We start from the raw sequence: 12,784 nt of genomic DNA on the forward strand, positions 1-12,784 counted from the left end.
ATTCATCCTTATTCTGTCCCTAAGTTTTCGACTATATAATCATATACAGTCCAAATTCCATCTTTAGATGCTAAAAAATATGTAAAGCGTTTCTTTTCTCTAAAATTGGAATATTCAAACCATTCTATTACTTTGACTTCTGCTTTTGTGTCCGTGTAGCCTGTATGTTCTATTTTAAATTCTACCGGAATAACGGCAATGTCCTTGTCGACTCTTTCTTGGCTTAATTCATGTTTATACACTTCAACCATTTCCATTCTGCCGGCTTCGGATTCGGCCTTAAATCGCCGATTTCGTGAAGGGTCTCTGGATATCATTTTTTCCAAATCCATGTAGAGAAAAAATTGCTCCCATAAAGATTTTTGTCGAGCGGTCAAAAGATAGCTTATTACCTGATCCGGAGGAATGGGTTTTGCTTGTAATATCTCTCCCGAAAGCGGAGAAACAGGCAGGGAACCCAAGGCAGCTGCCGAAGGTGCCGGTTTTATTTCGAGGCTCAACTTGTTTGAAAGTATGTGCGCTTCTGAATTATCTGAGTACCGTTTTAATTCTGGAAAAAACAAAGAGTTTACAAGAAAAATTCCGGGTTCATTAATTTCGATATAATCTTTAAGATTCTCGATAAAAGAATAAGTTTCTCCCGGTTCTAAGGTTATTTCTCTGAAATAAATTTGGCGGTTGGTATTTCTTTTTCTCATCCATTCGGCAGTGTGCTGTAATTGTCTGTTTTTACTGTTTATAATCCCGAAATCTATACTAAATGACCTGTCATCTGCAAGTTTGAACCTAAGGGTTTCAGAATTATTATTTGTAATTGAAATTTGTATAAAAACCGGTTCGGACGAACCCGATCCCGGATAATAAACACGCCTATCATAAAATCTTATAGAAACATCGGCCTTTGAAACAGGCTCAGCCGTGTTTTGAGCAAATATAAATAAAGACTGAATAATGCAAAAAATACTTATAGCAACTTTTTTCACGTTAAATTCCTCCGTTTTAGATTAAGAAAACCTCAATCTATTATCGGCATTTTTTCTCTTTTTCATTAGTTTATACATTATCACTATTGACTCAAGTCTAATCAATAGAGTATACTAACTTAGGTATTCTAATATTTCTTTTAAGCTGTAGCAAGTATATAGCTTTTTTTTAAAATTAACAATACCATTGTAAGCACAATGGAGGAAAAATATGTCAACTTTACAAGAAAAGTCAAAAAAATTAAGCACTCTAAGGCATAGTACTGCCCATGTTATGGCTGAAGCCGTAGTCAAACTTTTTCCGGGAACGAAGGTTGCTATCGGACCGGCTATCGATTACGGATTTTATTATGATTTTGAATTGCCTCGTCCCATAAATAATGATGACTTACCTGCAATCGAAAAAGAAATGCGTAAAATTTTATCGACCCATTCAAATTTTGAAAAAGAAGTGATAAGCCGCGCAAAAGCTCTTGAAATGTTTAAAGATCAGCCCTTTAAGGTTGAACTTATAAACGGTTTGTCAGATGATGAAGAGATAAGTATTTATAGATCGGGTGAGTTTACCGACCTTTGCCGAGGCCCTCATGTTTGCTCGATGGCCGACATAAATGCTCAAGGTTTTAAACTTATGAAAATAGCCGGAGCATATTGGCGCGGAGATGAAACAAAACCTATGCTTACCCGAATTTACGGTACGGCTTGGGAAAAACCCAATGACTTAAAAGAGTATTTGGCTATGCTTGAAGAAGCCGAAAAAAGGGATCACCGAAAGATCGGAAAGGCAATGGATTTATTTCATATAGACGAAGAAAATCCCGGGCAAATATTTTGGCATCCTAAGGGCTGGACTCTTTATTTGACCGTGCAAAACTATGTAAGGAAACGCGTAAAGGAAGACGGCTATCTTGAAGTGCATACTCCTTTTGTTATGCCCCGTTCTTTGTGGGAAAGGTCAGGCCATTGGGCTAAGTATAAAGAAAATATGTTTATAACCGAAAGCGAAAAAAGGCTTTTTGCTTTAAAACCGATGAACTGTCCCGGCCATGTAGAGATATTTAAACAGGGAATTAAAAGCTACCGAGATTTACCCCTTCGTTTAGCCGAATTCGGTTCTTGTACCAGAAATGAACCTTCCGGTTCTTTACACGGTATAATGCGTGTCCGCGGGTTTGTTCAAGATGATGCCCACATCTTTTGTACCGAAGAGCAAACTTCGGCTGAAGTTTCAAAATTCTGTGAATTGCTAAAAAGTATGTACAAAGATTTCGGCTTTGAGGAAGATAAAATTCTTGTTAAATTTTCTACGCGTCCCGAGCAGAGGGTAGGGGATGATGCTACATGGGATAGGGCAGAAAAGGCTCTCTCTGATGCTTGTGCAGATGCCGGCCTTAAATATGAAATTGCCGAAGGTGAGGGCGCTTTTTACGGACCTAAGCTGGAGTTTACTTTAATTGATGCCCTCGGCCGTGAATGGCAGTGCGGAACCATACAGCTGGATTATCAGCTTCCGTCTGCAGAAAGACTAAATGCCGAGTACATAGGAGATGACAACAATAAGCATCATCCTGTAATGCTGCATAGGGCAGTTATAGGCTCACTGGAAAGGTTTATAGGAATTTTAATAGAAAACTGTGCCGGTATTTTGCCGCCTTGGCTTGCCCCTGTGCAGGCGGTTATAGTTCCTGTAGCTCCCGCCTTTAATGAGTACGCTCAAAAGGTTCAAAAAATCTTGGACGAAAAAGGTTTTAGGGTTATTGCCGATATCGGAACGGACCGAATGAATGCTAAAATCCGGAAACACCAAGAAGAAAAGGTCATTTATCAGCTGATTGTAGGTCAAAGCGAAATGGACAATAATTCCGTTGCAGTCAGAATGCGAAAGGGCGGACAAAAGGTTATGAGTCTGGATGACTTTATCTCATTTTTAAAAGATAAGGTTGATTCTTTTGCTATTGATGCAGAATAGGGGAAGAATAAAAAAGTTTTACCTATCGTTTGACTGCGGGATGTAGGACTATTCCTACCTGAACAATTAAACCGTCTGAGCTTTTATTTTTTAGATTATCCCAAAGGTTTGATATGGGCAGGTAGGCTTTTAGCTGCACACCTGCCTTCCAGCCTGATGTCATAGTGTACTCGGTTTTAAAACGTAATGAGGGATAAATAAAGCGCCCTTTTTGCCAAAAATATTTGTTTATTTCCTTTGTTTCTTTTACTGCACTTAATCCTTCAGCTCCTGTTTCCTCAGGCTTTATTCCGGGTTCAAGTAAGCCGAAACGCATAAAAAGAGCAAGCCCTCCTCCTATGCTGATTGTCCAAGGGTTTAAGTCAAATCGTGCTAAAAATGGAACATCAACTAAAAAGCTCATTGTAAGAGCCGTCCTGTTTTCTATTTCGCAAATGTAGGCCTTTTCTTTGTAAAGAGAATAATGGAAAAGAGAAAAATCCAAGGAGGGTATTATACTTACCGCTCTTATGCCCTTGTATTCATATTCGGCCCCTAGATTTAAGGCTGTACCTATGGGAGGGGCAGCTTGTTTTTTTAGGCTGGAAAATATTATTTCCGTGCCGAAGTAAAAACCGAAATCTGAAGGAACATTAGTTAGAACTTTTGCTTGATCAGCCTCATTTACTTCTTCGGTTTTTTGTTCAGATTCCTGTTTTGGTTCCGTTTCTTGAGCATAGATATTAAAACTTAAGCACATTATAAGTAATATGAAAAAAAATAAGTTTGTTTTTTTGATCATAATTCTCTCCGATTTTTTTTCTTCGGCTATAAATCTCCTAGTTTATCTGTCTTCAGTTTGTTGTAGAATTTTTTCGTTTTCAAGGGTTTTCGGTATATCAGTGTAAATTTCGGGTACAAATGCCGAACGCGGTTTTACCATGTTTTGGATATTTGCATAAGCAAGGTTTATCGTTTTTGCCCGAATCATAGTTTCAGGGTTTCGGTTTAGAGCGTCCCAAGCTCTTGTCGATTCTCCAAATAAGGAAATAGCTCTTCCGTTTTTATTGGAATCTCCGTTTTGAACGGCTATCCTGTTTAATACAACTGCTAAGTTATTTGATGTGTGCATATAGTCTTCGACAAATTCGGCATGGTCAACACGGGTTTGCGGAAAGACAATTCCTTTCCTTATTTTTTCTGCTTCCAATAACTCCATCAATCTTTCATAGTAAGCCTGAGCTGCAAAATAATTTGTATATTTAAACAAGACATTTCCAAATCCGTATAAAAGGTTTCTATCGTTAGGTTTTTCACTGTAGGCTAAAGTCATAGCCTTCATTGCATCCGAGTAGTTTTCCTTTTGATAATAAATATAGCCCATTCTATACTGAATTGAGGGAGTATTGTTTAATTCTCTTACTGCATGTTCGTAAGCATCCAAGGCTTCATCATAATCTCCGGCTATAAAATAAGAAATATCTCCATAGTTTGCATAAAGTTTTCCGATAACAGGAGACGGGTAAATACCTTTTTGAGCTGTATAAGCTTCGTATTTTGCTAAGGCTTTTGCGTAAATTTCTTGGGCTTCGTTATACAACTTGTCCTCTGCTATGAGTTCTCCGTAAAGACGCATTGCATCTATCTGCCTGATAGTGCGTTTTGGTGTCATTTTTATGCTGTCTTCGTAGAGGTTTATTGCGTTTACAAGATAATCCTTGGCTGCTTCATTTTTTTTGTTATGTAAAAAGAATCGTCCCATATTATAATTGGCTTCAGGACTTTCGGGGCTTTTTTTTATGGATTTTTCCAATAGCTCGCGTAAGTCTTCTATTTTTCCTATCAGATTTTCAGAATCGGTAGGCTTAGGCTCATATCTTTTTTCGAGAAGATAACCGCTAAGTTCAATTAGGTCTTCATCGGGCAGCTTTTTGTTTAAAAAATAATCCTTTAACGGTAAAACTTCGGCTAAATTATCGGTACGGATAAAGTAACGCATCATTCTTCCTGAAAATACATCTTTAGTTCCGTAAAGGTTTATAAGGCTTGCATAGGTTTTTCGGGCATCTTCATATTTTGAGAAGTCTTCATCGGCCCAATCCAAGTAAACATCGCCTAAAGCCACGAGGGCACTTTGGTCGTTTATGTGATAGTCAAGGACTCCTCTTTTGAGAACCTTTTCGGCTTTTTCATAATTGCGTAAATCGGTGCTCAGCATATCTGCATATTCTATACCGCCTTGCCGGTCATGGTTAAAGTCGGATAAAAGCCTTTCGTAAATTGTTTCGGCTGATAGAAACTGCTTTTTTTGACGGAAGGCATTTGCAAATTTAAAATACCATTTTCGTTTTTTCTTATAAGTTCCTGCTTCGTCAAAGCTCTTGACAGCTTTTTGATATTGACCCGACTCTATATAGCTGATACCTTCCTTATAAAAGCCTTCGGCTACAACAGGTTTGTATATAAATTGCCATACCAGCACAAAAACCGAAAAGATAAAACCTAGGGCTACGGCGGTTAAAATTGCTGCAGGTAAGATCTTATGTACAAAGCGGTACTTTAAGCTCCTTTTTTCTTTTTCATATTCTTCATAAGATTTTTTATCGAACCCGCGTGGAATAGGAATGGACTTGTCTAATATGCCTTCCAGTTTATTGACTATGCGCTTTAGAGAAACATCACTTACAATTAAGTGAACTATTTCCATCTTGTTTAATTCGGAATCGTCTACATTAACTAAATAGTCTTCAATTTCTATTCTTAAGTTGAGAGGGAATGAAGAAATTCTCTCTATTAGATGATCGTAATCTTCTTCCGAAATGGAAAGAGGTATTTTTCCTTCATAGGTTTCTTCGTCTATGGCTTTTCTTGATTCAAAGGCTTTAAAACTCTTATCGGGAGAAAATTGAACGAAACTTTCGGGAACCGAAAAATCATCCATGCCCCCGCCCATTTCCGTGTTTAAAACATTGTCGTCTATGGCAAAGGCCGTATGTTCATCTATTTCGGGAATATCTATGTCGGTAAAACCTGCGCTTTGAGGTGAATCTTCTTGAGCTGTACCCGGTTCTTCTGTATCGTACAAGTCTTTCCCCGTAGAAAATTCGCCCAAGGATGGGGCAGTCGGCTCTGATGATCCGGAAAAACTTGAAAAGTCTTCTTGATTATCTTGTGAAAAAGAAGGATTAATTCTGTCGGCTTTTCCCGATAATGGGGACATGTCCATACTGTCAAGTTCATCAGCCTCAGGGGCCAGGTCTATGCCTTCCAAGTCATCAGCCTCAGGAGATAGATCAATGCTTTCCAAGTTATCAGCCTCAGGAGATAAGTCTATGCTTTCTAAGTTATCAGCCTCAGGGGATAAGTCTATACTTTCAAGTTCATCAGCCTCAGGCGATAAGTCTATGCTTTCTAAATCACCGGCTTCATCTGACGAAATTGTATCTAAATCAGACTGTTTTAAAGATGAGCTTCTGTCTTCTGTGTTATCAATCGGTTCAATGTCTGAAAAGTCTTCATTTGAAAGGTCTATTTCCGTATAAGGCGGAGGTTCCTCATCTGTGACTTCTTCAAGTCCTGTTTCTTCGGTACTTAAGTCATCTAAACCGTTTAAGTCATCTAAATCGGCTATATTTTCTATGTCAGGTTTGCCGGTCCCTTCTAATGGAGTTAAAGGGTGTTCCTGTGTAGCAAAATCCGTATCAAATTCAGGAAAAATTTCGTCTGTTTTATCGTCGGTTTTTCTGGCATCTTCGACCATATCGCCTAAGCCGGATAGCAAGGCCTCAGGCACATCAAGGCCGTACTCGTCTGAGTTCCCTATATTATCAGGTAAATCCGCCCCTTCAAGGTCCAGATCCGAAAGCATAGTGTCAAAGTCCTGAGAGGCAGCATTTTTTTTATCTCCGTCAAGCGGAAGAGTTTCAATAGGTTCAAATTCCCGAGAGTCATTTGTTTCCTGTTCAGGTGAAATTTCGTCTTCTTTGAAATCTAATAGATCGTCAACATTTACGTCAGGAATGGGCATTTCTTTGGGTAAAGGAATTTCCTCACGTCTTTCGCCCCATTTAGCCGTAATTTCGGGTTCATTTGCTATTGTGAGAAGTTGATTTTTAAATTTTTCAAGCTCTTTTATACTGGGCATTTGAGCTGGCCTCCCCCCCTTATTTTCGGCTTATTTTTACTTAACTTGATTATTATTTTATACCATAAAAGGAGTTTTTTTTCAATGTATTCAAAAACTAAATATGAATGCCGATAATTTTAATATGATGCCGTTAAAAAGTTGTTTTTATAGTTTGCTTCTCTTGACATAACGGCTTTTTTGCATTATGATGGCATAATTTAGTAGTGGTTGTTTGGCGGAGAAATCCGCTGATTTAGGGGAAATGTGTGAATTTATCAAAAAGTTATTTACAATCCGTTTCAATGGATGAGCTTTTACAAATTGCCGATGATTACGGCATATTTGTACCGGCTGGGTTATGCAGAAATCTAATAATTGAAGAACTTCTGGAAATAAATGAAGATACTCAAGTATCTTATAATAAGCTCAAAAATTATTCCGGTGACGATTTCCTTTTAGATGATGATCAAGCAGACGACAACTATAATTTCGATTTGGTGATTTCATATAATAAAACCGAAATTCATGCCTTACTCAGAGATCCTATGTGGGCATTTGTTTTTTGGGATTTTTATAAGCCTGAATTTTTAAATATTATAAATGATCCCGATTTCGATTCTTTCTTTTTGAGAGTCCTTTTGTTCTCTGAGGATAATTTATCAAAAGCCTATGATTATTTTGATATTGATGTGGAAGAAACCGATAGAAACAGGTATTTTTATCTTTCTTTTGAAGATTCGGTAACAAGGGTAGAATTATGTGCCCGTAAACTTGAAGATAATTTTATTGTTTTGGCAAGCTCAAATATTATAAGACTTAAACGGGAAAATATTCCTAATAATTTATGTATTCTTGACAATGATGTAAGTTCTCCTGTCTATCTTTCAGGAATTTCCATATTAAAAAAACATCATTTTAAAAATTATCGTCAGGCCTTTAGGGGAAAAGAGGAGCCGAAAGTTGAAAGATTATAATCTGCTTTTTATTTTGGATGCACATTTGCCTTATGTACGCAATGAATCTGAGCAAGGCCTTGTAGAAGAAGATTGGCTTTTTAATGCTCTATCTTATTTATATCTGCCTATCTTGAAAATGTGTTCTAATTTAATGAGAGAGAATGTTCCGTTTAAAATCGGAGCTGTCTTTGAACCTGCATTGTGCGACATGCTTGCCGATAAAGTTTTGCAAGATCGATACCGCCTTAATATTCAGAGTAAAATCGAGTTTGCAAAAAAAGAGCTTGAACGTTTTGCGGAATGTGCAGAAACAAAAAAACTGATTCAATATAATTTAAAGCATTTTAGCGATAACAAAAGAATTTTTGAAGATTGCGGAGGAAATGTCTTAAAACAATTTGATTATCTTGCCCGTAAGGGTTATGTAGAATTATTAGCTACAACTGCAACGAATACCTTCTTACCGTTTTTTTTAAATATGCCTGAAGCCATTGCTGCACAAATTGAAATGGGACAGATAAATTACCGCAAACATTTTAGTACTGTTTCATCAGGCTTTTGGCTGCCTTCTATGGCATATTTTGAAGGCTTGGATGATATTATCAGAAGCTACGGCTATGATTATACGGTTGTGTCTTCAAAAGCATTTTTGCTTTCGGATAAGATTCCTCCTACCGGCGTTTTTTCGGCAGCATCTTCAAAAAACGGATTAAAATTTTTGGCTTGCGATCTTTGTGCTTGCGGATATATTTATGATGAAACCGATTCCATTCCTCAAAATAAAATTTATATTGATGTAGAAAATGATGTAGGTTTTAAATTATCCGAAGAGTATTTGGCTTCCGTTTTTGATGCTTCAAAAGGAAGGCGTGCAATAGGTTTCCGCTACTGGTCAAAGGAAGAAGACGTTCCTTATGACATACATAAAGCCCATGCACAAATTTACTCAGATGCCGAAGCTTATGTGAACTCCCGTGTGGAATCTCTAAGAGCTGTTAAAGAAACAAAGGTTTGTGAGTCGCCTTTTTCCCTCCTGACTATTTCATCGGATTTTTTCGGTAAAAAATGGTGCGAAGGTATTATCTGGCTTGAACATATTTTTAGGTTGATAAATGATAATTCTGAGGTAAAGTCTATTTTGCCTTCTACTGCCGCCAATCTATCTAAACAGCTTTATACCGTTAGGCCTTTTTTTTCCTCTTTCTTGCAATCAGGTTATGCAGACGAGCTTTTAACAAAAAAAAATGATTGGATGTATAGATATATTGTCAAGATTACAGAAAGGATGATAGAACTTGTTGAAATGTTTCCTGCAGACGGCAGTTTAAAAGAACGCGTTTTAAACGCTGCTGCAAGAGAAGTTCTTCTTTTACAGTCTATGTATTGGCCCCTTTATGCAAATAATCCCCAGCTTAAGGATTTTGCCGAAAGACGATTTGTAGAACACGTCAATTCTTTTACGGCGGCCTATGAAGCTCTTGGGGCAGATTCTCCCGATGCAAAATGGCTTTCCGAACGCGAAAATAAATATCCTCTATTTAAAGATATTAACTACCGTATTTTTAGCCGCAAAAAATAAAGGGCGTACATTCCCCAACCGCCATGGATGGCGGTGGTTATGTCAAATGCGTACGTCCTTGTACGCATTTGACACCGAGTTTTTCAAAGACAAGCTTTGAAAAACATCGCAATAGTCTACAGTAATCGACCTCCTGTCGATGTTTTGCCTTCAGGCAAAACTCGAAGTTCAATTCTGCATAGGCAGAATTGATACAAACTCTAAGATGGAAATCGGGCACGGATGTCCGATTTCCATCGGTATTGAACAAAACTTTATAAATGTATAAAATATTCTTATGAGAGCGACAAAGGCTATTATCCATTTGGATAACTTACAATACAATGTTAAAGAGATAAAAAAAAGACTTAACAAAGATGTTAAGATATGTCTTCCGGTTAAAGCCGATGCTTACGGGCATGGGGCAGTGAGGGTAGCGGTTGCAGCGATAAGAGCCGGTGTTTCTTATTTGGCCGTTGCATCCGTTCAAGAAGCCGTAGAATTAAGAGATGCAGGTATTGTAGCTCCTATTATTTCTTTAAGTCTTCCTATTCTTGAAGAAATTCCTGAACTTCTTAAATATGATATTGAACCTTTGGTGATCGATGAAGAATTTATAAACGATTTAAACCGCTTTGCAAAAAAACTGAATAAAAAGGCAGGCGTTCATCTTAAAATAGATACCGGAATGCGCAGGATAGGCTGTTCGCCTATGGAAGCCGTTAAACTTGCAGTACAGATAGACCGTGCAGAAAATCTTGAACTTAAAGGCGTATGTACGCATTTCGCCGTTTCGGATTCTACCGATAAAAAAATATTGAATTTACAAAAAACAGATTTCGGTTTTTAAGGACTCAATAAAAGAAATAAAAGAAGCGGGGATTAATCCCGGATTAGTCCATGCTGCAAATTCCGGGGCTGTTCTTCAATATCCCGAAGCTCAATTCGATATGGTGCGTCCGGGAATCTTGGTTTACGGTTATACTCCTTCTCCATCATTAAACGCCTTAATAGATTTAAAGCCTGTAATGGAGCTTGTTACACAGGTGGTTCTTATCAAAAAAATTGAAAAGAATACAAGCGTTTCCTATGATAGATGTTGGACATCCGAAAAAGAAACCTTTGTTGCAACTCTTCCTATAGGCTATGCAGACGGTCTCATGCGCTCTCTTAGCGGATTAAAGGTGAGAATAGGAAAAGATTTTTTCCCGATTATCGGACGCGTATGTATGGATCAATGTATGATAGATATAGGTGCTTCTCCATGGGTTCAAAGATGGGATGAGGTTTGTATCTTCGGCCCTGTTTCAAAAGAACATCCTAAAAATAATACGGCTCAAGATCTTGCAAAAATTGCCGGAACTATTCCCTACGAGCTGACATGCGATATAAACAAAAGAGTTCCGCGTATTTTTATTGATGAAACCATACAATAAATTATTTTGTGCAGGCGGTTTTTATGGTTGTAAAACGTGCAAAAGTTTTAGGTTATTGTTCCGGAGTACGCAGAGCCGTTGATACGGTTCTTAAAATAGCTAAAGAAAATACTGAAAATAAATTCGGCATTTATACTTTCGGACCATTGATTCATAATCCTTCTACAATGTTACGGCTAAAGCAAATGGGTGTAAAAATTCTTGATACTGAAGATTTTACCGGAGATGAAGACTATAAAGATTCCGTTATTGTAATAAGGGCTCACGGTATTTCTCCGTCAAAAAAAGGCGAGCTTGAAAAAAGCGGGGCTAAGGTGATAGACGCAACATGTTCTAGAGTAAAGGCAAGTCAGGCCCTTGCAAAAAAACATTCCGAAGAGGCCTTTGTTATTTTAGCCGGAGATAAAAACCACGGAGAACTTATAAGTATTGCAGGTTATGCGGAAGGAAAATGCTTAATTGTTCAAAATGCAGAAGAAGCCGCTTTAATAGATTTACCTCCTTCTTTAAGTACAAACGGAACTGCCGTTTTAATTGCTCAAACGACGATTAAGGAATCGGAATATGAGGCAATAGCTTCCGCTTTGAAGAAAAGAATTTCCGATTTAAAAGTTTTTAATACGATTTGTCCTGCAACTACTGATAGGCAGGCAGCTTTAAAAAAATTAGCCTATGAAGTTGATGCACTTTTAGTTATAGGCGGAAAAAACTCGGCAAACACAAAAAGGCTTTTTCAAACCGCTGTTGATACACAAAAGCCTTCATGGTTAATCGAAGATGCCTCCGAAATACCTCGAGAAATTTTTTCTTACTCCGTAGTCGGCTTAACTGCCGGGGCATCAACTCCCGATTTTATAATCGATGAGGTAGAAAAAAAATTACTTGAGGGATAAAAATAAGCCTTTAGTCTATTTTTAAACTTAATCAAGGATATAAGTATTATACGATTCTTTACAGTTGATTTGCAAGGCCGTCATTAGAGGAAAGGCATAATAATCGGTATCATCTATTTCAAAATAAATTTGCTTGTAAGAAGTTAATAAATTATTGATTATAACTTGAAAATAATTTAGATATATTTCGATTTCTTCTACTGTCCTTCCGCCAAGATAGCCGATTTCAGGAAGATTTTCCATATAAACTATTACATAGGCTGATACTTCGTTATTAAAAATTAAACATGAAGATTTTTCTTGATCGCAATCGGCTAAAATTTCATTTGAAAATTCTTTTATATCTATATTTTTATTGAGCGGGTTTATCTCTTTGTGTGTATCGGCATAATTAAAGTAAAATATTTTTTTGAATTCCTCTTTTTCGGCTGAATTTAAATTTATAAGAGATTTTATCTTCATATTTTTAAATTCGCCGGAAGTTTCCTTTGACAAAAAAATATTTTGAGCCTCTTTTTTTAGATCAAAATTATATGACCTGCGGGCTAAAACAAAACCTTCTTTAAGTAAAAATTGAATTAGCTCCTCTTTATCTGAAGAACACATAACTTGAAATCTTTTTTTATCCGATTTTTCTTTTAATTTTTCCAAGAGCCTGCTTCCCAATCCTTTGTTTGTATAATCTTTATCTACATAAATATTTATATAATCCCTGTATGGATGAAAAGAATTTATGTAAAGACATCCTGCTCCGATTATCTTTTCTTTATCGAATAAGCCGATTAGATTTCCTTTTTGGTTAAGATTAGCTTTTTGAAGAAAGTCTTTTACTTCCTTTTGAGAAATAATTTTATCGGTAAGACTTATTGATTTTATGCTCATGA

The 12,784-nt window shown here is 37.1% G+C and carries 8 protein-coding genes and 1 pseudogene; 5 read left to right on the plus strand and 4 right to left on the minus strand.

The annotated features are described in order from the left end of the window. Window positions 1-8: 8 nt before the first annotated feature. Complete coding sequence (locus JO40_RS07990; protein ID WP_044978878.1) at window positions 9-983, minus strand: hypothetical protein; 975 nt, start codon at window positions 981-983, stop codon at window positions 9-11. Between the two features lie 211 nt (window positions 984-1,194). Here JO40_RS07990 and thrS point away from each other — a divergent pair, with 211 nt between their 5' ends. Continuing rightward, window positions 1,195-2,952 carry a threonine--tRNA ligase gene (thrS, locus tag JO40_RS07995; RefSeq protein ID WP_044978879.1) on the plus strand — a complete coding sequence of 586 codons (1,758 nt, stop codon included), beginning with the start codon at window positions 1,195-1,197 and terminating at the stop codon, window positions 2,950-2,952. A 22-nt stretch (window positions 2,953-2,974) separates the two neighbouring features. On the opposite strand, the gene JO40_RS08000 is transcribed toward thrS, so the two are convergent. Then, the gene (locus JO40_RS08000) at window positions 2,975-3,733 is read right to left on the minus strand and encodes a hypothetical protein (protein ID WP_044978880.1); all 759 of its coding nucleotides are present in this window, start codon (window positions 3,731-3,733) and stop codon (window positions 2,975-2,977) included. A gap of 42 nt (window positions 3,734-3,775) precedes the next feature. Next, the gene (flcA, locus tag JO40_RS08005) at window positions 3,776-7,075 is read right to left on the minus strand and encodes a periplasmic flagellar collar protein FlcA (RefSeq protein WP_044978881.1); all 3,300 of its coding nucleotides are present in this window, start codon (window positions 7,073-7,075) and stop codon (window positions 3,776-3,778) included. A 248-nt stretch (window positions 7,076-7,323) separates the two neighbouring features. Between flcA and JO40_RS08010 the strand changes: the two genes are divergently transcribed. The 4 genes and pseudogenes from JO40_RS08010 to ispH all read left to right on the plus strand — a co-directional run bounded on the left by JO40_RS08010 (window position 7,324) and on the right by ispH (window position 11,900). Then, window positions 7,324-8,031, plus strand: coding sequence for a DUF4912 domain-containing protein (locus tag JO40_RS08010; protein WP_044978882.1), 708 nt, complete (start codon window positions 7,324-7,326; stop codon window positions 8,029-8,031). Then, the gene (locus JO40_RS08015; RefSeq protein ID WP_044978883.1) at window positions 8,018-9,592 is read left to right on the plus strand and encodes a glycoside hydrolase family 57 protein; all 1,575 of its coding nucleotides are present in this window, start codon (window positions 8,018-8,020) and stop codon (window positions 9,590-9,592) included. The genes JO40_RS08010 and JO40_RS08015 overlap by 14 nt, the downstream gene beginning before the upstream one ends. 277 nt (window positions 9,593-9,869) lie before the next feature. Beyond that, window positions 9,870-11,007 (plus strand): annotated as a pseudogene (gene alr / locus JO40_RS08020) (alanine racemase). A gap of 23 nt (window positions 11,008-11,030) precedes the next feature. Then, window positions 11,031-11,900, plus strand: a complete 870-nt coding sequence (ispH, locus tag JO40_RS08025; protein ID WP_044978884.1) for a 4-hydroxy-3-methylbut-2-enyl diphosphate reductase — start codon at window positions 11,031-11,033, stop codon at window positions 11,898-11,900. 27 nt (window positions 11,901-11,927) lie between these two features. Here the strand turns inward: ispH and JO40_RS08030 are convergent, their stop codons facing one another. Further along, the gene (locus tag JO40_RS08030) at window positions 11,928-12,782 is read right to left on the minus strand and encodes a GNAT family N-acetyltransferase (protein WP_044978885.1); all 855 of its coding nucleotides are present in this window, start codon (window positions 12,780-12,782) and stop codon (window positions 11,928-11,930) included. Between the last annotated feature and the right edge of the window lie 2 nt (window positions 12,783-12,784).

The organism is Treponema putidum (assembly GCF_000755145.1).
Taxonomy (GTDB): Bacteria; Spirochaetota; Spirochaetia; order Treponematales; family Treponemataceae; genus Treponema_B; species Treponema_B putidum.